Below are 23,695 nucleotides of genomic sequence, written 5' to 3' on the forward strand. Positions count from 1 at the left end.
AAGATTTTTATTTGTTGTTTAGCGGAATTTGAGAATTAATATGGTGCAGTTAATCAACAGTCCTTCCTAGGCAACGGAAGTTACTTAGTGATGACAAAGCCATCCTTAGCTAATTGACCATTGGAATAGTTTTGTGCCATCAACTTTTCCCCAGTTGCGGTAAAGCTGACCGCAGTATTGGTGGTGTTAAAATAACCGACTAACTGCTGGTCATCTAACTGCCGCTGGACTTCTATTAGCCCGTTCGGTAAGACGCTAAAGCGAATAGTTCCTTCAGAGATAGTTTGCCAGTTATTCCGGCGCCAATTAACGAGTTGGTGCATAAAGTTAAACATCTGCTGACCTTGGTTATCTGGGTGCCAATTCATCGGCTTCCGACAATCAGGGTCATTAGCACCGTCCATTCCATATTCGGTTCCATAATAAATTGAAGGAACGCCTGGCTGGAGGAAGGTGAAGGCAAAGGTTTGTTTAACTAGGTCAATGTTATGATTAGCAAGGGTCATCACACGAGCAGTATCGTGCGAATCTAAAGCATTAAACATCATTTGATTAGTTTGATCCCGGTACTTCATTAGCTGATTTCCAAGCTGTTCAACCAGTTGGGGAGCAGTTAGTTGATGTTTGACAAAGTGATGGAGAATTGCCGTGGTATAAGTATAGTTCATTACACCGCTAAACTCATCACCATTAAGCCATGCCTGTGACGTGTGCCAGATTTCCCCGAGAATATAGAAGTCTGGTTTGAGTGCAACCATCTCCTGGTGGAAACGGCGCCAGAAGTGGTGGTCAATTTCATTTGCAACATCCAAGCGCCAAGCGTCAATATCAAACTTTTCCACCCAGTACTTCGCAATCCCCAGCAAGTAGTCTTGAACTGCTGGTGTAGCGGTGTTTAACTTTGGCATATGCGGTGTATAGTCAAAGGTATCGTAAGTTGCGTCCGGGGTAAACTCAAAGTTATCCGTTGGGGTATAGGTAGCAGGGAATTTATTAACGTGGAACCAATCACTGTACTTTGAATTTTTGCCGTTTTTTAAGACGTCTTGCCACTGGGGTGATTTATCACCGATATGGTTAAAGACCGCATCGAGCATAACCTTGATGCCTCGTTTATGCGCTTCTTTGACAACCTTCTTGAAGAGGTCATCATCACCAAAGTGGGGATCTATTTGATAGTAATCTTCGGTGTCATATTTATGATTTGATGAAGCCTTAAAAATCGGGTTGAAGTAAATTCCATTGACGCCTAATTCCTTAAGGTGGTCAAGGTGGTCGAGAACTCCCTGTAAATCACCACCGTAAAAGTCTTGTCGTCCAGGGGTAACGCTTGGATCCCACGTTTTTGTTCCTTCAGGGTCATTAGTTTTGTCGCCATTAGCAAAACGCTCAGGGAAAATTTGATACCATACTGTCTTTTTAACCCATTCTGGTGCATGAACGGCATCAATTGTCTGGAAAAATGGCATCCGGAAGTAGGTATTAAGGTCGTTAAGTTGTTCTTCATCATCTGGTGCAATAAATCCACGGTCGGTATAGATAGTGACTGTCTTATCTGCACCGGTGATCTTAAAGGCGTAGGCTAAGCGTTTCTTGGGCTCAGTAACAGCTAATTGCCAATAATCATAAAGATCATCAGTAATAATCTTATCCATTGGTGTTGGTTGAGTATAAAACGGTGGCTTTATCCCTACTAGACTACGTAAGCTATATGGGTCACCATGAAGAAGCTCGACTTTGACAACATCATTTTTAGCTGTTCGGAGACGGATCCGCATCGTGTGGGCATCATATAAGAACGCCATCTCACTTTCTGGCCGGTGGTAAATCGCTGCAAAGTTCATTAGTCAATATCTCCTTTTTCAACTGATGTTTCCTTAACGGCGTAAACGGCAAAGGCACCAATTAATGCTAAGATTGCGGATGCAACCAGCATGTGTGGAATATCATTGCCAAGCATTGGGAAAAGAGCAAAGGAAGCAACTGAGGCGACAATTTGTGGGAAACAGATCCAACAGTTAAAGAGTCCCATGTAAGTACCGTCGTGCTTACCGTCAAGGGCATTTGTTAAGATAGTAAATGGAATTGAGTTAATTGTTACCCAACAAATACCAATTCCGATGAAGGCGACAAAGGATAAGAAGCGGGTTGGTGCAACAGAAAGACCCCAGAAACCAAGTGCGCCGACAATCATCCCAAAGGCATAGGCAGGCTTACGAAGCTTATCATTTAACCGGGTTAAAACAAGGCCCCAAATAATAGCAACAGCAACTTCAACGGCTGATAAAACACCAAACCAGTTACCGGCAGCTTGGTATGCAGCACTAGCAGCATCCTTAGTGTGCCAGATGTTTTCAGCAACAGTACCAGTACCGTATGTCCAGAGGTATTGGAAACCAGTCCAGGAGAAGAATTCAACCAATCCTAACGTCCAGAAGACCTTTGGAGCATTTTTAATAATTGTAAAGAAGTTTTCGCTAATTTCTTCGTTTTCGTCTAAACCATGGTATTTAGCGTACGTAGCTGGATCATATTCATCAACTTTCCAAATCGTAAAAATTGAAGAAACGACCAGAATTAATGAACCGAGGTAGAAGGAAAGCTTAACTGAATCGGGAAGCTCCCCTTTAGCAGCAACGTTTTCGACACCAATCCAGGTTAAGAAGAATGGGAACAAGTTCGCAGCAACAGAACCGATGTTACCCCAGATTGTTTGCCACGACCACGCAATGTCTTTTTGCTTATCGTTAACCATATCAGAAATCATCATCTTAAATGGTTGCATTGACATGTTGGAAGATAAGTCCATAAACAGGATTGCGACCGCACCAAACCACAGGGCGGTGGATGTCTTAAACCCTAATGAACCAGAATTAGGCAACAGGCACATTACGATGACCGCAACAATTGTCCCGACAATCAGGTATGGTAACCGCCGACCAAGTTTAGGAATCCAAGTCCGGTCAGAGAAGTAACCAACTAGTGGTTGAACAATCATTCCGGCCAGTGGTGGCAGAATAAAGAAGTATCCCAGCTTAGTTGGGTCAGCACCAAGGGTTTGGAAAATCCGCCCCATGTTGGCGCTTTGCAGGGCAAACGCCATTGAGGTCCCTAAGTTACCAAAAGTCATTAACATCAATACAGAAAACGCTAGTGTAGGTAATTGTTTTTTTCCTTTCTTTGCGTCCATAATAAAAAACCTCCATAATAACTGCATCTGATTAATTAATAATCGTCATTAGAATATCATCTTTTTTAATTTGTGCAAGCGGTTGCAATAATAAAATGTAAACGCCTTCATTTATTTTGTGGGAACAAATGATTTTTAGCTAAGTCAGGGGGAAATATTTTAAAAATTAAGTTTTATAAATATATTGATTAACAATCATTATTCTTGACCAACCATGGAAATTGGTGACGCATAATTCAAATCGTAATTTTCAATTTAGAAATGGTTTGGCAGAATTAAAAGCAAAAGGGGGTCAAAACTTATCCATTGTGATAATATGTAAGATGATTGAAAGGATTGATCAAAATGAAAATACTTGCCATCGATACATCCAACCACCCAATGAGTGTTGCCCTGGTTGAAGATGAGCAATTGTTAGCCACCACGACCCTTAACATGGTGCGCAACCACAGTATTTACCTAATGCCAGCGATTAGTAAGTTATTTGAACTAGTAAAGTGGCAACCGACTGATCTCGACCGGGTAGTCGTCGCCCAGGGGCCTGGTTCTTATACGGGGGTACGGATCGCGGTTACGACTGCCAAGGTGTTGGCAGATACGGAAAAAATTGACTTAGTCGGGGTTTCCAGCCTCGCGGTCTTGGCACGAAACGTTGTCCCAACAGCAAAAGCCGTAATCGTGCCCTTCTTTGATGCCCGGCGGGGAAATGTCTTTGCCGGTGCTTACCAGTGGGAAGACGGCACGCTAGTAAATAAGATTGCTGACCAACACCTGGGGATTGATACATTACTTGACCAATTAGCAAAGCTTGACCGGCCGGTGGTCCTTGTCGGTCAGATGACGGATAAAATCCGGGCAAAATTTGACCAACTACCAGCGAATGTGACCCTGCTACCACGGACTTACAGCATCCCGTCAACTTACCAGTTGGCGATTGCAGGTGAAAAGGAGTCACCGGTAGAAGATATTGACCCGTTTGTCCCTCATTATTTGCGGATTACTGAAGCAGAAGCCAACTGGCAGAAGCTTCATCCGGGAGAAACCAGAAAGAATTATGTTCGAGAAGTTTAAAGAATGGTTAGTGATGACAACGACGGGGGCACCGAAACGGCCAGTCCTGGACTTTACCCGCCGTGTCGTAATGGTCAATGGTCACCAGTATGCTGTCCGGATGGCGACAGAACGTGACATTGAAACCTTAATTGAGATTGAAAAGCGGATATACGGGGTTGCCCCGTGGAGTTATGCTGCTTTCCGCCTCGAACTCCAGCGCCCGCACGATCGCTTATACTTGGTCGTCGAAGATGATGACCAGGTCATTGGCTTTATGGGGATGGCGGTTGACTGGTACCACTACGACCTGCACATTACTAATATTGGGATCACCCCTGCTTACCAAAAGAAGGGCATTGGGACATACCTGATTACGACCGCCAAAAATATTGCCCGCCATCTCAAACTCCACTCGCTGAGTTTAGAGGTTCGGGTGCACAATCTCGCGGCGCGAAAATTATACGAGAGTTTAGGATTTCGTGACCACCACATTAAGCCACGTTATTACCTAGATAACCACGAAGATGCAGTTGATATGCAAGCAGACTTACTTAATAAGAAGTAGAGGAGAATTTGATTTATTATGGCAGAACGCAAATTAATCCTAGCGTTTGAATCGAGTTGTGACGAAACGAGTGTTGCCGTTGTCGAAAACGGGACAAAGATCCTTTCGAATATCGTTGCCACCCAAATTGATAGTCACCAGCGTTTTGGTGGGGTTGTTCCTGAAGTTGCCAGCCGGCACCACATTGAACAAATCACTAAGTGTACGAATGAGGCCTTAGCGCAAGCAGACGTTGCGTATGATGACCTTACAGCGGTTGCCGTAACTTATGGGCCGGGACTAGTCGGATCACTGCTCGTTGGGGTGACGGCGGCCAAGGTGGTTTCATGGGCGCATGGCCTGCCACTTGTTCCCGTTAACCACATGGCGGGGCATATCTACGCAGCCCGCTATGTCGGCGAGTTTAAGTATCCACAAATGGCCCTTCTTGTCTCTGGTGGGCACACCGAATTAGTGTACATGCCAAATGAGCATGAATATAAAATTATCGGAGAAACCCGGGATGACGCGGCTGGTGAGGCCTACGATAAGATTGGTCGGGTGCTCGGGGTCAACTATCCTGCCGGGAAGACGATTGATGAATGGGCAGCAAAGGGGAAGGATACCTTCCACTTCCCCCGGGCGATGGAAAAAGAGGATAATTATGACTTTAGCTTCAGTGGCTTAAAGAGTGCCTTCATCAATACCGTCCATAATGCTGACCAACGCGGTGAAGAACTGGATAAGGATGACCTTGCTGCTAGTTTCCAACAGAGTGTCGTTGACGTCTTAGCAGAAAAAACGATGCGGGCGCTCGACGATTACCCGGTTAAGCAGTTAGTTTTGGCGGGCGGGGTAGCCGCTAACCATGGTCTCCGAACCCGGTTAGACCATGATATGGCAAAGTACCACCCTGACGTAACAATGTTGCAAGCCCCGTTGAAGCTCTGTGGTGACAACGCGGCAATGATCGGGGCTGCTGGCTTTGTCGGTTATAATCACGGTGACCGGGCGGGGATGGACCTCAACGCAGTCCCCGGCTTAATGTTTGACCGGTTGCATGAGTAAAAATTTAAGAGGCCGTGGAATTGGCTTTCCACGACCTCTTATTGTTTTAAATATTTGCGGGGGAAATTGGTGCTAAGTTGCAAAAGAGCACGGCAGACAAACACTGTCCTTAGCTACCGGGCGTTTTTTGCTTTCCCCACCTTAGTTAAATTTTATTGTTCGCCATTGGCCTTATTAATCGCGTCCATTACGGCAAAGCGGAAGCCGTTCTTTTCCAGGGCCTCCACCCCCTTGATCGTTGTCCCGGCGGGGGAGGTGACTTGGTCACGGAGTAGTGCTGGCGCCTTCTTACTATCGTAGGCTAAGGCACCAGTTCCCTTGACCATGCTGGCGATGACCTGGTAAGCAGTTTGCCGGTCAAGACCATGCTTTACCGCCGCGTCACTCATGGCATCCATCATCACGTCGACAAAGGCGGGACCACAGCCACCAACGACCCCAATAATATCGAGTTGACGCTCCGCAACGGGGATAACATCACCGAGGCTATTGAGGACCGTCATTACTGTCGAGAATGCGTCGGCTGGAGCGTCATGCGGCATTGCTAAACCGATTGTGCCGGCATTAACTTCCACCGGGGTGTTGGGGATGATGGTGACAATCGTTTTGTTTGGCAGGGACTTCTTCAGACTATCCTGACTCACCCCGGCAGCCGCAGAAATAATGATGGTCGAATCACTAAGGTTCGTCAGTGACTTGGCGACCGCCGTTGTGATTGGTGCCGGCGTTGTGAGGATAACGACTTGCGGGTCAAGGCTTGCGACTTCGCTTGCGTTATTAACCAACTTGAAGCCTAATTCTTCGGCAAACTTGCTGACGCGGGAGTTAGAAGGGTTCATTGCGCTAAGGTTAAACTGCTTGGTGTTATCAAGTCCCTTCATAATTGCGCTCCCCATGTTGCCGACACCGATAATTGTAATGTTCATCATAAATTCCTCCTTTAGACTATTCACGAATCTGACCGTTCCCGGTGATTTCGTACTTAATCGTCGTTAACTGGGCTAGCCCCATTGGCCCGCGAGCGTGAAGCTTCTGGGTACTGATGCCAATTTCAGCACCGAAACCAAACATCCCCCCGTCAGTAAAGCGGGTTGACGCGTTGACGTAGACACAAGCTGAATTAACGGCTTCTTGGAAACGACGGCCGCGACTGATGTTATTAGTAATAATTGCTTCTGAGTGGTGGGTGCTGTGCTCGTTGATGTGACTAATGGCTTCATCAAGCGAGTCGACTACCTTAACCGCCATGATTAAGTCATTGTATTCCGTATCCCAGTCTGCGTCACTAGCAGGGTGGATAGCTGGAACGATTGCCCGGGCTGTTTGGTCACCGCGGAGCTGGACGCCATGCTTAATCAAAGCATCCGCAATCGCAGGTAAGAACGTAGCCGCAACGTCCTGGTGGATTAACAGTTTTTCGGCCGCGTTGCAGACCGATGGCCGCTGAACCTTGGCATTGACGGCGATGTCCGTCGCCATTTTAAGGTCCGCGTCCTTGTCAACGTAAACATGACAGTTTCCTGCTCCGGTTTCAATCACCGGGACGGTCGCGGTCTTAACAACCCGTTGGATCAGGCCGCGGCCACCACGGGGGATGAGGACGTCAATGTAGTCAGTCAGGTTCATCATCTCGGCGGCGATTTCGTGACTAGTATCGTGGATCAACTGAACGGCGTCAGCGGGCAGCCCTTGTTTTTCCAGCGAGGCTCGCAAGATATCAGTCAGGGCGATGTTTGTCTGGAGGGCTTCCTTTCCGCCCCGCAGGATAACAGCATTCCCACTCTTAAAGGTTAGCCCGGTAGCATCGACAGTTACGTTTGGCCGGGCTTCAAAGATAATACCAATTACCCCTAATGGTACCCGCCGCTGGATAATTTGCAAACCATCCTGGCTGATCCAGCCTTTATCAATCTGCGCGGTTGGGTCCGGAAGGTCGGCGATTGAGCGTAAACCCGCGGCCATATCAGCGATCCGCTGTTCATTGACCATTAAGCGGTCGGTAAACTTCTTCGGCATTGCCGTCGCGTTTGCTAAGTCCTTCTTATTCGCAGCTAACACTTGGTCCTGGTTGGCAACCAGGTCAGCGGCCAGCTGGCGAAGGGCCTGATTTTTGGTGGCAGTGTCAAAAAGGGCGAGTTTTGTTTCTGCTTGTTGGGCACGCTGGCCGATTGCTGTTAATGTATTTGTCATGATATTACCTCCTATTTTCCAAAACGAGTACCAACTTGTTGGCCGTCAAAGATGTCAAAAATAATCTTGGGATTTTCCCCGTTGCAAAGGATCATCTGCTTGCCCGCCTTCATCACCGTGGCGGCTGCCCGGAGTTTAGTGACCATTCCGCCGGTACCAAAACGGGTACTACTGCCACTTGCCGCCTCCTCAATTTCCGGCGTGAGCACTGGCACCTCGGTAATTGCCTGGGCATCCGGATACTTGTGCGGGTCCTTGGTGTACAGGGCGTTGATGTCGGTGAGGACAATCAACAGGTCCGCATCAATTGTAGTGGCCACCTGGGCGGACAACTCATCGTTATCACTGAAAGTGGTGTGGTGGTCCAGTTCATCAACGGACACGGGGTCGTTTTCGTTGACGATTGGGATGACGTGCTGGGCAAGGAGGGTATTAATTGTGTTGAGGGTGTGCTGCCGACTAACCGGAAATTCGAGGACATCGCGGGTCAACAATAGCTGGGCGACGTGGGTCTGGTAATCGAGAAAGCGTTGTGAATAGATCCGCATTAATGCCGCTTGCCCAATTGATGCTAGGGCTTGCTGCTTGGCGATTTCGGCGGGCCGTTCCTTCATTCCCAGGCTGGCAAGGCCCACCCCGATGGCACCAGAAGAAACGAGGACAAGCTCATAGCCCTGGTGGCTGAGGGTCGCGAGGGTAAAGGCCAGTCGGTCAATTGTCCGCAGGTTGATTTGACCACTGGGGAGAACAAGGCTACTAGTACCTATTTTGATTACAATTCGTTTTGTCTTATCTCCCATAAAAAAACTCCTCTCAAAACACAAAGCACGTCTTTAACCGAGACACCAGTTACGGCGGTACCATTCTCGTTTAAAGACGTGCTTTACTCTTTTATGTATTAATTATTAAAGTTAAGTGATAAGTGTAGCAGGGATTCGGTGCTCGATGTGGCTTTCAGTCGGTGACCACATTCCCTTATACTGACCTACTATATCTACATCTCAAATTGTACGTTTCTTATTGATCCTTTGTCAAGATCAATTGCAAAAATTAAAATTTTATTGACAAAAGATTAAAATTAAATTAGAATACCCGTAATGAAAAATAAGTGTTCGAGATGAGTAGGAGTAATGAGTTTTTAGAGAGCTTTCGCTTGGTGGAAGAAAGTAACAGCTTGCTCTGAAGATGGTCTTGAAGTTACGCGTGGTGGTGAGAATGATCGAGCTGCTGACGGCCGATATCCGTTATCTTATCAATGAGTTGATTAAAACTTGATGAGGTTATTTGGAAAACCAAATAACGAAAATAGGTGGTACCACGGGTGAAAGCTCGTCCTTATTGATGACGATAAGGACGAGCTTTTTTTGAAAGAAGGAGATAATGTGAAGATCAAAGTGGCATTAGCACAATTAAACATTGAATTTGCTAATCCGCAGGTAAACCAGGCCAAAGTAAAAGCGGCGGTTTCCGCGGCCGCTCAGGAAAACGTCGACGTCGTGGTCTTTCCAGAAATGTGGAATACCGGTTATGCCCTTGACCAGCTGGGTACACTGGCGGATGAGGATGGTAAAAAGACGCAGGCGGTGCTAGCCAGGCTAGCCGGACAATTTGATGTCAACATTGTCGGGGGTTCGGTCGCGACTAAGCGTGGTGACCAGTTTTTCAACACCACTTATGTTGTCGACCGGCTTGGCCAGGTGGTTGCGGATTACGATAAGGTGCACCTGTTTGGTCTGATGAACGAGGACCGCTACCTAACCGCGGGGGATAAGGAAAACTACTTCCGTCTTGCCGGGGTGCCGAGTGCTAGCTTTATCTGTTATGACCTCCGCTTCCCGGAATGGGTTCGGACAGTTGCCCGGCACGGGACAGATATTCTCTACTTTTCAGCGGAGTGGCCAGCAAAGCGGATTGCACAGTGGAAGTTGATGTTACAGGCCCGGGCAATTGAAAACCAAGCGTTTGTCGTTGCGGTCAACCGGGTTGGGGATGATCCGGATAATCAATTTAACGGGCACTCGCTCGTCATTGATCCCCTGGGCAGGATTATTGTTGATGCGGGCGAAACAGAAACGATTGCCTACGCGGTGGTTGACCTTGACCAGTTGGCGGCGGTCCGGGGCCCGATTCCCGTCTTTAGTGACCGGCGGCCGCCCTTATATCATTAGAAAGGATGATTGAGAATGAAATTTGAACAATCGAAGCTCCTGGATGGCTTGCCGAAGCAATTTTTTGCCAACCTGGTAGCAAAGGTGAACAAGAAAATTGAAGACGGGGTTGACGTGATCAACCTCGGCCAGGGGAACCCAGATAAGCCAACGCCAGATTATATTGTCAAGAGCACCCAGAAGTGGGTCGCTGACCCGCGGACGCATAAGTATTCACTTTTTCGCGGCCTGCCAGCATTTAAGCAGGCGGCCGCTGACTTTTACCAGGAAAAATACGGGGTAAGTGTTGACCCGGAAAAGGAAGTCGCAATTCTCGGGGGATCCAAGATTGGCTTGGTTGAATTGCCCTGGGCGTTGATGAACCCTGGTGACACTTATTTACTGCCTGATCCGGGTTACCCGGACTATTTCTCCGGGGCCGCCCTTGGGAAGGTCAAGTTTGCGACTGTCCCGTTGCTTGCGGAAAACAACTTTCTTCCCGACCTAAAAGCAATTCCTGCCGACGTCGCAAAACAGGCAAAATTTTTCTATCTGAATTATCCGAATAACCCGACCGGAGCAGTTGCCACCCCTGAGTTTTACAAGGAGTTAGTGGCCTGGGCAAAGAAGTACCAGGTGGGGATCATCAGCGATTTTGCCTATGGAGCCCTGGGCTTTGACGGTCAAGCGCCAGTTAGTTTTATGCAGACACCGGGCGCCAAAGAGGTGGGGGTTGAATTTTATACGTTCTCCAAGACCTTTAACATGGCTGGCTGGCGGATTGCCTTTGCGGTCGGCAACCCGGATATCATCGGGGCGTTGAACTTAATTCAAGACCACCTCTTCGTCAGTCTCTTCCCCGCATTGCAGTATGCGGCGATTGATGCCCTAAAGGCGCCACAGCGTGACCAAGAGATTGCCAAGATCGTTGCCCGCTATGAGGAGCGCCGGAACGCGTTTGTTAAGGCAGCGGATAAGATCGGTTGGCATGCCTTTGTTCCACGGGGAACGTTTTATGCCTGGATGCCGGTTCCTAAGGGGTATACGAGTGAAAGCTTTGCCAACCTCTTATTGGACCGCGCAGGAGTGGCCGTTGCCCCGGGAAATGGTTTTGGTGAACATGGGGAAGGCTACGTGCGGATTGGTTTGCTGATTGAACCAGACCGGCTAGTTGAAGCAGTCGACCGGATTGCGAAGTTGCATTTGTTTGATAAGGAGGATTAAAATTATGGCTTTAAGTTATACAGTATTAGGTGCCGGGGCAATGGGCCTTCGTTTTGGGGTGTTGCTTCAGGAACTTGCTGGTGCCAAAGTTGACTTTGTCGATAACTGGGCACCGGAAGTAGAAACAATTAAACAACAGGGCGGGGTGTATGTTTCCCGGGATCATGAGAACCGTCACCTGGTGCCGATTAATATCTATTCGCCAGAAGAATATGATGGGGACCCGGATGCTTTCATTGTTTTTGCTAAGCAGATGACACTGGCGGACTTGCTTGAGCGGAGCGCTCACTTCTTCCACCCGGACCACCAGTATGTTTTCTCCGGGATGAACGGGATGGGACACATTGAAAAGATTAACCAATACTTCCCTAAAGAGCACGTCATTGCTGGTACCTGCTTGATTGGGACAGTGTTGAATAAGGCGGGGGATGTTGACTTTATCGGTAAGGCCGGTGCAGGTTCGATTAACCTGGCTCCCCAGGTCGGTGAACCCGACGAGCGAGTTAAGGAAATTGTTGCTGACTTTACAACGGCGAATATTAATCCGCACTTGAACGATAATTTCTACGGTACCCTGCTGACAAAGGTGGTCTTTAATTCTGTTATCAATACCATCTGTACCTTATTTGAAATCCAAATGGGGCAGTTTATTGACTATGATGGTGCCGAAAAGCTGGGCAAGCAGCTAATTAATGAAGCCTTCGATGTCGCTGAACGGGCAGGAATTCAATTGCTGAGTACCCGGGAAGAGGAATGGCAAACGATTAAGTATGTCAGCGAGGTTACCAACCCCTTGCACTACCCATCCATGTACCAGGACATGAGTAAAAACCGGCCAACAGAAGTTGACTATATCAATGGCTATATCTATGACCTAGGAAAGAAGTACAACTATGAAGCTTCAACCCATGACTTCTTGCGGAACCTGGTTCACTTGGCAGAAAACACCCGTAAGTTTCGGGAGGAATAAATAAAAACTACTGGGCACGCCAAACGGCAGCTCAGTAGTTTTCTTTTGGCTAGATGATTGCGGTAATGAAGGTGACGAGGCCAAAGATAATTCCCGGAAAATTGGCGATAATTACCGGCCAGTCCTTTTGGGGTTTAAGGGCCCCGTACACTACCCACAATGTTGCATTGATTGCGGCAAAAAACGGTTGGGTAGGTGAGACAGGGTGGCCGCTAAGGTTGGCAGCGATTTGACCGAAATAAGAAAAATACATTAATAAACAGGCGATTGAAGCGGTGTTGCCGACTAAGCGCAACTTCTTGAGACGCTTCGTTAGGTCTTTAGTATCCATAGCTGGTAATTACCTCCTTTTTGCTAATCGTTTATCAATGTACTCTTTATTGAATAGTAAAACAATAGTTAAATTACGGGTAAACAAAAAAGTCAGCTGGTTAGACTGACTTTTTTTGCGCTATTGATTTTCCTGGTCAAACTCTTCTAATTTTTCCGCGGCTTCGGTCCATGCTAACTCGATTTCATCGGACCGCTCCTTTGACTCGTCGAGTTGCTTTTGCAGGTCAGTCAGCTTACTGATGTCGGTTGCTACGTCAGGTTGGCTCATCTGCTCTTGAATCGCGGCCTGTTGTTCCTCCAGGGCGGACATTTGCTTTTCCAGGTCATCGACTTGCCGCTGGATCTTTCGGCGGGCCCGTTGCTGCTCCTTACTTTGCTGGTACGACTTCTTACCGGTCGGTGCTTGCTTTACTGTACTAGCAGTTGCCGTTGCCGGGGCCGCTTTAGCGAGGGCGGCAAGGTAGTCGTCATAGTTTCCTTCGTAATGCTTGATCCCATTCTTGTGCATTGCCAGGATATCCGTTGCTACCTGATTAATAAAGTACCGGTCGTGGGAAATGAACAGGACGGTGCCGTCAAACTCATTAATTGCATTTTCAAGTACTTCCCGACTGTCGATGTCAAGGTGGTTCGTCGGTTCATCAAGGATTAAGAAGTTAATCGGCTTAAAGGATAGCTTGGTTAACTCCAGGCGGGCCTTTTCCCCCCCGGAAAGGTCGTGAACAACTTTGTAGACGTCATCGCCAACAAAAAGAAAGCTACCGAGTAGGGAGCGGATGTCTTTTTCCGGTACTTCTGGATGATCATCCCACACTTCTTCTAAGACGGTCTTGTCAGGGTGGAGCTGCTGTTGCTCCTGGTCGTAGTAACCAATCTCCAGGTTGGCCCCCAGCTTGACAGTCCCGCTAACAAGGGGGAGCTTGTGGAGAATTGACTTTAGTAAGGTTGACTTACCAATTCCGTTGGGGCCGATGATGCCGACCCGCTGGGGTTTGCGAACTGCAAATGAGAGGGGGCCGGCGAGGACTTGGTGATCGTAGCCGACCTTGGCTTGTTCTACGTCAAGGACTTCGTTCCCACTTGCCTTATCAGAATGGAACTGGAAGTGGATGGACTTATCATCCGTTTCTGGACGCTCAATCTTGTCCATTTTCTCTAATTGCTTCCGCCGGGCCTGGGCACGCTTAGTCGTTGATGCGCGGACAATGTTGCGGTTAACGAAGTCTTCTAGCTTAGCAATCTTCTTTTGCTGCTGGTCATAGTGCTTCCACTCAGCCTTCAGGCGTTCTTGCTTATGTTCGACAAACTGGGTGTAGTTACCAGTGTAGTGGGTCAAAGTACGGTTGTCCAAATCGTAGACGTCTTTTACCACCCGGTCGAGGAAGTACCGGTCGTGGGAAACGACGAGGAGGGCGCCCTGGTAGCTCTTGAGGTAGTCTTCCAGCCAGGAGAGGACATTCATATCAAGGTGGTTCGTCGGTTCGTCAAGGATCAAGAGTCCGGGTGCTTGTAACAAAATCTTCGCCAGGGCGAGCTTGGTCTTTTGTCCTCCCGAAAGAGAATTGATAGGGGTGTCGTAGCTGTCCTCATCAAAACCAAACCCATGCAAGATCCCCCGCATCCGCGAAGCATATTCAAAGCCGCCTTGCTTCTTGAAGGCAGTCTGTAAGTTGTCATAAGTTGAGAGAATCTGTTGGTAGTGGTCACTTTCGCTATCAAGGGTGGCCAGTTGTTCTTCCAAGTCGTGGATCTGTGCTTCCATCTTGTGAAGGGGGATAAAGACTGTGTCGAGCTCGGCCCAGATACTATTTTGACTGTCTAACCCCTGATCCTGGGCAAGGTAGCCAATCGTGAGGTCCCGAGCCTTACTGATTGTCCCTTCATCTGGTTCGGTGATCCCCGCAATCATCTTGAGGAGGGTTGTCTTCCCGGCACCATTGCGGCCGACAAGGGCAGTGCGGCCGTGTTCTTGGATTTGTAAGTTCATATTGTGAAATAAGACGTCGGCCCCAAAACGGCGGACGACATCGTTTGTTTGTAAAAGTAACATTTTGCAACCTCATTTAAACCGTTGATTTCATACCATTTTATTTTAGCAGATTTTGGATTTAAAGAAAAAAGTTCAGAATATTTTTGTATTCTAGTTCACAAAAAATCATTTAATTGCTAGAATAGACACAGAATTAAATTTCACAAAGTAAGCAAATTAGTGTGATGTTCGCCATTAAACCTAGCATACTGTTGGCGACTAGGCTGGGGGAAGCTAATTTTAGGAGGAATAATAGAATGGCTAATAAAAAGATTCCACGCGCAACTGCAAAACGGTTGCCGATTTATTTTCGATATTTAAATGTCTTAAAGGACGCAAATAAGCAACGGGTCTCCTCAACAGAGTTGTCAGAGGCCGTTCAGGTCGATTCCGCCACCATCCGGCGTGACTTCTCCTACTTCGGTGAGCTTGGTAAGCGGGGGTATGGTTATGACGTTGAGAGCTTACTAAAGTTTTTCAAGGGGATCTTGCACCAAGACGCCTTAGTTAGTGTTGCCCTTGTCGGGGTGGGGAGTTTAGGTCGCGCCTTATTAAACTTTAACTTTCACCAAGACACCAACCTGCGGATCAGTGCGGCGTTTGATACCAAGCCAGAATACGCCAATACGGTGATGAGTGGGATTCCGATTTATCCATCGGAAGAGATGATCAAGCAGCTCAAGGAGCAGCAAATTGACGTGGTTATTTTGACTGTGCCAGGGATAAAGGCCCAGCACGTCGCTGACCAATTAGTCGAAGCTGGGGTCAAGGGGATCTTAAACTTTACCCCAGTACGCCTGTCAGTGCCAAAGAAGGTCCAGGTACAAAACATCGACTTAACAAATGAATTGCAGACGTTGATTTACTTCATTAAAAATTATACTGACGACTCAATGGAAGGATAGGCCGGCGAGCCGGGATAAAAAGGGATTGGCAATGTTCGCCAGTCCCTTTTTTGCATAATTTATTTGTTAATGGTCAAAAAAAGTCAAATCTTTTATATTGCATTTTGCAAAGAACATGTTATAGTTAATTATGTTGTTAGCACTTAGCGATTGTGAGTGCTAAAATCTAAAAATAAAATTAACAAGATGGAGGGATTAACGTGTTAAAACCATTAGGAGATCGCGTTGTTCTTAAAGCTGAAACTGAAGAAGAAAAGACGGTTGGTGGAATTGTCCTTGCTTCCAATGTGAAGGAAAAGCCAACTACTGGAAAGGTTATTGCCGTTGGAGAAGGTCGTGTCTTAGACAACGGTCAAAAGCTCACTCCAGCTGTTAAGGAAGGTGACCGCGTATTGTTTGACAAGTACGCTGGTAACGAAGTTGAATACGATGGTGAAAAGTACTTAGTCGTTCACGAAAAGGACTTAGTAGCAATCGTCGACTAATTATTAGACTGATAAGAAAAACAGATCATTAAATAAAAAGATTCAAAATAATTTTTTGAGGTGAAATATACATGGCAAAAGAAATTAAGTTTGCTGAAGACGCACGGAGCAAGATGCTTAGTGGTGTTGATAAGTTAGCTAATACTGTTAAGACAACGATGGGTCCAAAGGGACGGAACGTTGTTTTGGAACAAAGCTATGGTAACCCAACGATTACTAACGACGGGGTTACGATTGCTAAGAGTATTGAATTAGAAGACCACTTTGAAAACATGGGTGCTAAGCTCGTTTCCGAAGTTGCTTCTAAGACTAATGACATCGCCGGTGACGGTACTACTACTGCCACTGTTTTGACCCAGGCAATCGTTAATGCCGGGATGAAGAACGTTACTGCCGGTGCTAACCCAGTTGGTATCCGTCGCGGGATCGACAAGGCTACCCGGGCAGCGGTTGAAGAATTGAAGAAGATGTCACACGATGTTAAGACCAAGGATGACATTGCTCAAATTGCTTCAATTTCTGCTGCTAACCCTGAAGTTGGTAAGTTGATTGCCGATGCCATGGAAAAGGTTGGTCACGATGGTGTGATCACTATCGAAGACTCCCGTGGGGTTGACACGAGCGTTGACGTTGTTGAAGGGATGAGCTTTGACCGTGGTTACATGTCCCAATACATGGTAACTGACAACGACAAGATGGAAGCGGACCTCGACAACCCATACATCTTGATTACTGATAAGAAGATCAGCAATATCCAAGACATCTTGCCATTGCTCCAATCAGTTGTTCAACAAGGTCGTGCCCTCTTGATCATCGCTGATGACATCACTGGTGAAGCATTACCAACCCTTGTTTTGAACAAGATTCGTGGTACCTTCAACGTCTGTGCTGTTAAGGCTCCTGGCTTTGGTGACCGGCGGAAGGCACAATTGCAAGACATCGCTGTATTGACTGGCGGGACGGTCGTTTCTGATGACCTTGGAATGCAATTGAAGGACGTAACGATTGATCAATTAGGTCAAGCAAACAAGGTTACAGTTACGAAGGACTCAACGACAATCGTTGACGGCGCTGGCTCAAAGGAAGCTATCCAAGAACGGGTAGAATCCATCAAGCAAGCAATTGCGAAGACGACGTCAGACTTCGATAAGGAAAAGCTTCAAGAACGGCTTGCAAAGCTTTCTGGTGGTGTTGCCGTTGTTAAGGTTGGTGCTGCTACGGAAACTGAATTGAAGGAACGTAAGTACCGGATTGAAGATGCCTTAAACGCTACCCGGGCCGCTGTTCAAGAAGGATTTGTTCCGGGTGGTGGTACTGCATTGATCAATGTATTGCCAGCCTTAGACAAGGTTGAAGCTACTGGTGACGAATTGACTGGTGTTAACATTGTTAAGGACGCTTTGGAAGCACCTGTTCGTCAAATCGCAGAAAATGCCGGTGTTGAAGGTTCCGTTATCGTTAACCAATTGAAGAGCGAAAAGCCAGGTGTTGGTTACAACGCTGCTGACGGTAAGTTCGAAAACATGGTTGACGCCGGAATCGTTGACCCAACAATGGTTACCCGTTCAGCATTACAAAACGCTGCTTCTGTATCAGCATTGCTTCTTACAACTGAAGCAGTTGTTGCTGACAAGCCAGAACCAAAGGACAACCAAGCTCCTGCAGCGCCACAAGCTGGCATGGGCGGCATGATGTAATTAGAAGTTAATTTAATCAAGAAGTGACGGTGGGAGATATACCCCATCGTCACTTTTTTGTTTTAGCTGAGAAAAATGAAAAGCGGTATTCAAGCCAATTGCCGAACACAAGCAGCCGCTGGGGGACCACCCCAACGATAGTGCTAAGACGGTTGTTCTTGCGGTCACTGACATCCCCACCTCATTAAAGAGCAACTGCAGCTTTGTGGTTGCTCTTTAATAATATGGGTAAGGGCGCCGGAGTGGTTGATTTTACCTTAGAAGAGCGTTTTTTGTGCTAACCCTACCGTTTAAAATGATCTGCCCCACTCAAACTGTGGTAAAGTTAAGGGTATGCATTTATTAGCAAATGTGATTTTAGCTTTAATACCAAAGAAGTTCGATTATTGACTTCTTTTACTGAGAGGAACTAAGAATGGAAAAATTAAAAATCCAGAAGATTAGTTTGTTTTCAGGAGTTATGTTGGCCCTTAATTCGTTGATTGGTTCTGGTTGGCTATTTGGTGCAGGAACTGCTGCCAAAGTCGCGGGGCCAGCGGCGATTATTTCATGGATCTTAGGGGCGGTCATTATTATTAGTATCGCCTTGACCTATGTTGAATTGGGGGCGATGTTTCCCGAAAGTGGAGGGATGAGCCGGTACGCGCAGTATAGCCACGGCCCGTTACTCGGCTTTGTGGCTGCCTGGGCGAATTGGATTTCACTGATCACCCTCGTGCCGATGGAAGCAGTGGCCTCGGTGCAATATATGAGTTCCTGGCCCTGGTCATGGGCAAACTGGACCCATAACTTCATGAAGGATGGCAACATCACGACTCCTGGGTTAGGGGTTGTCTTTATCTTCATGCTCGTCTTCACCTTGATCAATTTTTGGTCAGTGAAATTAATGACGCGGTTTACAAACCTAATCTCTGTTTTCAAGATTGTCTTACCAACACTGACGATTGTGATGCTGATTATTTCTGGCTTTCACCCCGGCAACTTTGGGCACAGTGTTGGCACCTTTATGCCGTACGGCAGCCGGTCAGTCTTTGAGGCCGCGGCTGTTTCTGGGATCATCATGTCATATGATGCTTTCCAGACGGTGATCAATATGGGGGGCGAAATGGTGAACCCCCACAAAAATATTGTCCGGGGAGTTTTGATCTCAATGATCATCACCGCCGCAATCTACATCATGCTCCAGGTTGCATTTATCGGGGCGATTAATCCCCAGCTTTTGGCACAAAAGGGTTGGCATGGGATTAACTATTCGTCACCCTTTGCTGACATCGCTATTATCCTTGGAATGAACTGGTTAGCGATTCTCTTGTACATGGACGCCTTTGTTTCCCCGTTTGGGACGGGGGTTGCGTTTGTCGCCACTGCTTCCCGCGCCCTTGCGGCGATGACCCATACTGGGCACCTGCCACAGTGGTTGGGGCGCCTGGAACGGCGGTACATGATTCCCCGCTTTGCGATGGTCGTTGACCTTGGCTTGGCAGTAATCATGGTGAGTCTTTTTAGAAATTGGAGCTTGCTGGCGACCGTCATCACTGGGTCGACGCTGATTGCCTACCTGACTGGGCCAGTGACTGTAATTTCGTTGCGGAAGATGCGGCCAGATATGAAGCGGCCGTTTAATCCCCGCTATATGTCCTGGCTAGCACCATTTGCCTTTGTCCTTACAAGTCTGGCAATCTACTGGACGATGTGGCCAACCACGATCCAAGTAATTGTGGTGATCCTGATTGGCTTGCCGATCTACCTATACTACGAAATCCGTTACCGCCATAAGATGGGGATGAAGGATCTCCACAACTGTTACTGGATGCTCGCTTACCTGGTCTTTATCTCGGCAATCTCATATGCCGGTAGTGAAGGCTTCGGTGGGCAGGACTGGATTAAATATCCATGGGACTTTGTTATTATCATTCTTTGTTCACTGGCCTTCTATCACTGGGCGGTGAAGAGCCGGCTCAAGGAAGTTGATCCGGTGGCCGAAGAGGTCAACGCGAAGGTCAAACTCCCCCAGGAGAATTAGCTTCGCGTATTGCAAATCAGCGGAGAAAATTGTAACATTGTTTCCTAATCTTGATGATTGTTTAATGCATAAGAGTCAAAGGAGAATAGTATGTGGCGTTATCTTAAACGTGTTTTAATTGGGAAACCATTAAAAACCCTTGATGAAGGGCAATCACATCTAACCAAGTTTAAAGCATTAGCGATGTTATCGTCTGATGCTATCTCGTCAGTGGCATATGGACCTGAACAGATCACGACCGTGTTGGTTACCTTATCAGCAGCCGCCATCTGGTACTCGATTCCGATTGCTGCAATTGTTTTACTGTTGTTATTAGCAATTACACTTTCTTACCAGCAAATCATCCATGCTTATCCGAGCGGTGGTGGCGCCTATGTTGTTGCCACGACCAACTGGGGAAATAATGGTGGTTTGCTCGCCGGGGGGTCGCTACTGGTCGACTACATGCTGACCGTGGCGGTATCCACGACTTCCGGGGTCGAAGCGATTACTTCGGCGGTCCCGGCCTTGTATAAGTTTTCGATTCCCCTGGGGATTATCATTGTCCTGCTGATTATGTTTATGAACCTGCGGGGGATGAGCGAAAGTGCTAATTTCTTGACGATTCCGGTTTACTTTTTCGTCATTATGATGATCGTGATGGTTATTTGGGGTGGCTATAACATTGCAACAGGTCACATCCACTACCATGCGGTCGTTGACTATGGGACGCCAGTTACTGGAATGTCCTTTGTCTTGTTGATCCGGGCATTCTCCGCTGGTTCATCATCCCTAACCGGGGTTGAGGCCGTAAGTAATGCGGTGCCTAACTTTAACAAGCCGAAGGAGAAGAATGCTTCGACGACCCTCGCAATAATGAGTGCCATTTTGGCCTTCTTCTTTATTGCGGTGATCTTCTTTAGCTTTTATCTCGGGGTTGTTCCAAACTCCCGGACAACAATCCTTTCGCAAATGGCGGCCCAGATCTTTGGTGGACATGGTCTCGGCTTTTACTTATTACAGCTGGCAACGGCGATGATTTTAGCAGTTGCCGCTAATACAGGTTTCTCAGCCTTCCCCATCCTTGCCTTTAACATGGCTAAGGACAAGTACATGCCCCACGCCTTTATGGACCGGGGTGACCGGCTGGGTTATTCCAACGGGATCATTGCCCTGGCCATTGGAGCGATCATTTTAATCTTGATCTTCCACGGGCAGACGAACATGCTGATCCCACTTTACGCGGTCGGGGTGTTTGTGCCATTTACCCTTTCCCAATCCGGGATGATTATTCACTGGTTCAGGGAACGGGGCCGGTTGTGGCTCGGCAAGGCCTTCATTAACTTGGTCGGGGCGGTGATTTCCTTCGTCCTGGTCATCTGCCTTTTCTGGCAGCACTTTGCTAATGTGTGGCCGTACCTGATTATCATGCCGCTCTTGTTAGGGATTTTCCATGCTGTGCACAGTCACTATGTTAAGGTTGCGGCTCAGTTGCGGGTAGCCGAAAAGACAAAGGTGCAGCTGCATGACTACGACGGGGCAACGGTGATTGTCCTCGTCGGGAACGTTACCCGGGTTACCCGGGGCGCAATTAATTACGCCCGCTCAATCGGGGATTATGTCATCGCAATGCACGTTTCCTTTGATGAAAACCCGGGGAAGGAACACAAGACGGCGAATGAATTTAAGGCTGAGTATCCGGATGTCCGGTTTGTCGATATTCACTCGTCTTACCGGTCGATTGCCAAGCCAACGTTGCGCTTCGTCGACGTGATTGCGAAGCGGGCAGAGGCCAGAAACTATTCGACAACTGTGCTTGTGCCCCAGTTTATTCCTAAACATTCGTGGCAATTAGCCCTGCATAACCAGACAAGTGTCCGCTTACGGGCCCTGCTTAATTCCCGGCAAAATATTATCGTTGCTAGTTACAATTACCACCTCCATGAATAGAGAAGGGGTTACTGATTGATGAAGAAAAAGCAGGCCTTATGGGCATTGTTATTTGCCATCGGCTTATTTCTCGCAGCAAGCTACTCAATTGACAACCGTGGTTTCCATTCTGGGATATATGGAGTTAGCGGCTGCCTGCTGGTCTTAGGATCCTATGCCGGAATGAACTGGGCAAAGCTGCGGGCACGGGATAGGCGAACGACAAAGGTGCTCTTCACCCTTAGCGGGCTGTTAGGGTTGATCATCATCCTTGATATTGTTGAAGCGCTATTAAGTTAATAATTGACGGAGAACTCAGGAAAGAAGTTTCTTGGGTTCTTTTTGTTAAGGACGGTTTCTAAAAGCGCGTTTGTTATAATGAAAAGGTGAGTTGAGGACAAATGTCCCCAAATATTAGTTAAAAGTCGCACAAAATACTGTAAGCGATTCCAAATTAAGGACGGCTGACATAGTTAATTCAACCGTATGTGGAGTAAGATAAAAACATCAAGAGGAGCAACTGGTAATGATTGATAAGGTACTTGAAGCAATTTCGTCAAATGGACAGGTTTACGAGCTAGTAAAGACCGCTCCCTTACAAACCCTGGAGCAGATGACTGTCGAGCAGCAAGAAACTGGCGAGTTTCAGCTCTTTCAGGGCCAACATTATCACTCAACCTATATCCTGGTGAAGGGCCGGGTGAAAGTCTACCTGAATGGTCATAACGGCAAGTCGGTGGTGCTTGATATCTACGGCCCTGGGATGTTCTTGGGCGAACAGGAGGCGATCATTCATGAAGCTTATAGTGCCTCCATCATCAACATTACCCCAGTGACCCTCTTAAAATTACCTAATGATGCCTTTCGTGAATGGACGAGCCGGGACCACCGGTTTGCAAATGACTTGATCAGCAACCTGTCGACCCAGATCTTTCAGCTGACAAAACGGGTGGAGCGGTATAGCTTGTACTCCGCCTTGCAACAGATTGGGTTGATTCTAATGCAGGCAAGTCAAGAGCATAAGTTACTGACCCGTGAGCAACTAACGTATGAAGTTGATACCTCTTACCGAAATATCAACCGGGTGTTGAAACAGCTGACGGATCTCGGGGCGGTTGAAGTTCAGCGAAGCGTCATTAAGGTAATTGATTCGGTAAAGCTGCAGACGATTATAAAAAGCGAGGGATAAAGATGACAGAAGAATTACAACCACACACCCAGCTAACAACGGCGATCAAGACTGACCGGGCAGTAATTGTTGGTGATCCTGCCCGGGTCGATAAAGCTGCGAAACTCTTGGATAATGTTCAAGAATGGGCATTTAACCGTGAATATAAGTCCGTCATCGGTGAATACAAGGGTCAGCGAATCCTAGTAATGTCAACCGGAATTGGTGCACCGTCTGCGGCAATTGGGGTCGAAGAACTTCATAATGTTAAGGTTGATAAAGTAATCCGGGTTGGTTCAGCTGGCGCGATGCAAAGCGGAATTGGCCTTGGTAAGCTGATCATCGGTGAAGGGACGGTTCGTGATGATGGCCTGACAAAACAGTATGTTCCGGCAGAATACCCGGCAGTGCCTGACTACCAGTTAATGGCGCTGGCTCATAAGTATGCTCCTGATGCGGTTTACGGGATTATTCGCTCGCACGATGGCTTCTACATGGATAATAATGCGGAAGTTGAAAAGTTTTGGTCAGAAAAGGGGATTGTTGGTGCCGACATGGAGTCTGGCGCGATGATGATCGTTGGTCGTCAACGGGGGATGAAGACTTTGTCAATCCTTAACAACGTGGTCCTATACGAAGGTGACCTCGCTGCCGGCGTTAATGACCTGGTAAGCGGCGATGACTTGATGGCCGCGGGGGAGAAAGCCTCGTTAAAACTAGCATTTGACATCTTAAGTGATCAAGGATTGGGGGATTAGAAA

21 protein-coding genes and 1 other annotated feature are annotated in these 23,695 nt (G+C 47.5%); of the genes, 14 read left to right on the forward strand and 7 right to left on the reverse strand.

Features of this window, described 5'->3' with window-relative positions; genetic code table 11:
* Positions 1-80: 80 nt before the first annotated feature.
* Together CZ502_RS06615 and CZ502_RS06620 are read right to left on the reverse strand one after the other, a co-directional pair.
* Positions 81-1,844 (reverse strand): glycoside hydrolase family 13 protein, encoded by a 1,764-nt coding sequence (locus tag CZ502_RS06615; protein ID WP_076460830.1) that lies wholly within the window; start codon positions 1,842-1,844, stop codon positions 81-83.
* Complete coding sequence (locus tag CZ502_RS06620; protein ID WP_076460832.1) at positions 1,844-3,190, reverse strand: SLC45 family MFS transporter; 1,347 nt, start codon at positions 3,188-3,190, stop codon at positions 1,844-1,846. The genes CZ502_RS06615 and CZ502_RS06620 overlap by 1 nt, the downstream gene beginning before the upstream one ends.
* Positions 3,191-3,535: 345 nt before the next feature.
* On the opposite strand from CZ502_RS06620, the gene tsaB reads away from it, so the two are divergent.
* Genes tsaB through tsaD form a run of 3 tightly spaced genes read left to right on the forward strand, consistent with a single transcriptional unit; the run spans position 3,536 to position 5,855 of the window.
* On the forward strand, positions 3,536-4,261 hold the full coding sequence (gene tsaB / locus CZ502_RS06625) for a tRNA (adenosine(37)-N6)-threonylcarbamoyltransferase complex dimerization subunit type 1 TsaB (protein ID WP_076460834.1): 726 nt from the start codon (positions 3,536-3,538) through the stop codon (positions 4,259-4,261).
* On the forward strand, positions 4,245-4,808 hold the full coding sequence (gene rimI / locus CZ502_RS06630) for a ribosomal protein S18-alanine N-acetyltransferase (RefSeq protein ID WP_083673334.1): 564 nt from the start codon (positions 4,245-4,247) through the stop codon (positions 4,806-4,808). The genes tsaB and rimI overlap by 17 nt, the downstream gene beginning before the upstream one ends.
* Positions 4,809-4,826: 18 nt before the next feature.
* Positions 4,827-5,855 (forward strand): tRNA (adenosine(37)-N6)-threonylcarbamoyltransferase complex transferase subunit TsaD, encoded by a 1,029-nt coding sequence (gene tsaD / locus CZ502_RS06635; RefSeq protein WP_076460836.1) that lies wholly within the window; start codon positions 4,827-4,829, stop codon positions 5,853-5,855.
* A 152-nt stretch (positions 5,856-6,007) separates the two neighbouring features.
* Here the strand turns inward: tsaD and proC are convergent, their stop codons facing one another.
* Genes proC through proB form a run of 3 tightly spaced genes read right to left on the reverse strand, consistent with a single transcriptional unit; the run spans position 6,008 to position 8,845 of the window.
* Positions 6,008-6,781, reverse strand: a complete 774-nt coding sequence (proC, locus tag CZ502_RS06640) for a pyrroline-5-carboxylate reductase (RefSeq protein ID WP_076460838.1) — start codon at positions 6,779-6,781, stop codon at positions 6,008-6,010.
* 19 nt (positions 6,782-6,800) lie between these two features.
* The gene (locus tag CZ502_RS06645; RefSeq protein WP_076460840.1) at positions 6,801-8,045 is read right to left on the reverse strand and encodes a glutamate-5-semialdehyde dehydrogenase; all 1,245 of its coding nucleotides are present in this window, start codon (positions 8,043-8,045) and stop codon (positions 6,801-6,803) included.
* 11 nt (positions 8,046-8,056) lie between these two features.
* Positions 8,057-8,845 (reverse strand): glutamate 5-kinase, encoded by a 789-nt coding sequence (gene proB, locus CZ502_RS06650; RefSeq protein ID WP_076460842.1) that lies wholly within the window; start codon positions 8,843-8,845, stop codon positions 8,057-8,059.
* 299 nt (positions 8,846-9,144) lie between these two features.
* Positions 9,145-9,385, forward strand: a binding site (T-box leader).
* Between the two features lie 42 nt (positions 9,386-9,427).
* Here proB and CZ502_RS06655 point away from each other — a divergent pair.
* From CZ502_RS06655 to CZ502_RS06665, 3 genes are read left to right on the forward strand one after another with little or no spacing between them, the layout of a single operon-like run.
* Complete coding sequence (locus CZ502_RS06655; protein WP_076460844.1) at positions 9,428-10,213, forward strand: carbon-nitrogen family hydrolase; 786 nt, start codon at positions 9,428-9,430, stop codon at positions 10,211-10,213.
* Positions 10,214-10,228: 15 nt separating this feature from the next.
* Complete coding sequence (locus tag CZ502_RS06660; protein WP_076460846.1) at positions 10,229-11,416, forward strand: pyridoxal phosphate-dependent aminotransferase; 1,188 nt, start codon at positions 10,229-10,231, stop codon at positions 11,414-11,416.
* Positions 11,417-11,420: 4 nt separating this feature from the next.
* Positions 11,421-12,386, forward strand: coding sequence for a ketopantoate reductase family protein (locus tag CZ502_RS06665; protein ID WP_076460847.1), 966 nt, complete (start codon positions 11,421-11,423; stop codon positions 12,384-12,386).
* Positions 12,387-12,435: 49 nt separating this feature from the next.
* Here the strand turns inward: CZ502_RS06665 and CZ502_RS06670 are convergent, their stop codons facing one another.
* Both CZ502_RS06670 and CZ502_RS06675 read right to left on the reverse strand, forming a co-directional pair.
* Positions 12,436-12,717 (reverse strand): SemiSWEET family transporter, encoded by a 282-nt coding sequence (locus tag CZ502_RS06670; RefSeq protein WP_076460848.1) that lies wholly within the window; start codon positions 12,715-12,717, stop codon positions 12,436-12,438.
* A gap of 120 nt (positions 12,718-12,837) precedes the next feature.
* Positions 12,838-14,769 carry an ABC-F family ATP-binding cassette domain-containing protein gene (locus CZ502_RS06675; RefSeq protein WP_076460850.1) on the reverse strand — a complete coding sequence of 644 codons (1,932 nt, stop codon included), beginning with the start codon at positions 14,767-14,769 and terminating at the stop codon, positions 12,838-12,840.
* A 236-nt stretch (positions 14,770-15,005) separates the two neighbouring features.
* Here CZ502_RS06675 and CZ502_RS06680 point away from each other — a divergent pair, with 236 nt between their 5' ends.
* From CZ502_RS06680 to CZ502_RS06715, 8 genes are all read left to right on the forward strand, one after another.
* On the forward strand, positions 15,006-15,653 hold the full coding sequence (locus tag CZ502_RS06680; protein ID WP_076460852.1) for a redox-sensing transcriptional repressor Rex: 648 nt from the start codon (positions 15,006-15,008) through the stop codon (positions 15,651-15,653).
* 200 nt (positions 15,654-15,853) lie between these two features.
* A complete protein-coding gene (groES, locus tag CZ502_RS06685; protein ID WP_076460854.1) occupies positions 15,854-16,138 on the forward strand; it encodes a co-chaperone GroES in 285 nt (94 codons plus the stop codon).
* A gap of 71 nt (positions 16,139-16,209) precedes the next feature.
* A complete protein-coding gene (gene groL, locus CZ502_RS06690) occupies positions 16,210-17,835 on the forward strand; it encodes a chaperonin GroEL (RefSeq protein WP_076460856.1) in 1,626 nt (541 codons plus the stop codon).
* A 415-nt stretch (positions 17,836-18,250) separates the two neighbouring features.
* Positions 18,251-19,858 (forward strand): APC family permease, encoded by a 1,608-nt coding sequence (locus CZ502_RS06695; RefSeq protein ID WP_076460858.1) that lies wholly within the window; start codon positions 18,251-18,253, stop codon positions 19,856-19,858.
* Between the two features lie 90 nt (positions 19,859-19,948).
* A complete protein-coding gene (locus tag CZ502_RS06700) occupies positions 19,949-21,787 on the forward strand; it encodes an APC family permease (RefSeq protein WP_076460860.1) in 1,839 nt (612 codons plus the stop codon).
* 18 nt (positions 21,788-21,805) lie between these two features.
* The gene (locus CZ502_RS06705; RefSeq protein WP_076460862.1) at positions 21,806-22,066 is read left to right on the forward strand and encodes a hypothetical protein; all 261 of its coding nucleotides are present in this window, start codon (positions 21,806-21,808) and stop codon (positions 22,064-22,066) included.
* 226 nt (positions 22,067-22,292) lie between these two features.
* Positions 22,293-22,955 carry a Crp/Fnr family transcriptional regulator gene (locus CZ502_RS06710; RefSeq protein WP_076460864.1) on the forward strand — a complete coding sequence of 221 codons (663 nt, stop codon included), beginning with the start codon at positions 22,293-22,295 and terminating at the stop codon, positions 22,953-22,955.
* 2 nt (positions 22,956-22,957) lie between these two features.
* The gene (locus CZ502_RS06715; protein ID WP_076460866.1) at positions 22,958-23,692 is read left to right on the forward strand and encodes a nucleoside phosphorylase; all 735 of its coding nucleotides are present in this window, start codon (positions 22,958-22,960) and stop codon (positions 23,690-23,692) included.
* Positions 23,693-23,695: the final 3 nt, after the last annotated feature.

The organism is Limosilactobacillus caccae, from assembly GCF_900156885.1.
GTDB lineage: Bacteria > Bacillota > Bacilli > Lactobacillales > Lactobacillaceae > Limosilactobacillus > Limosilactobacillus caccae.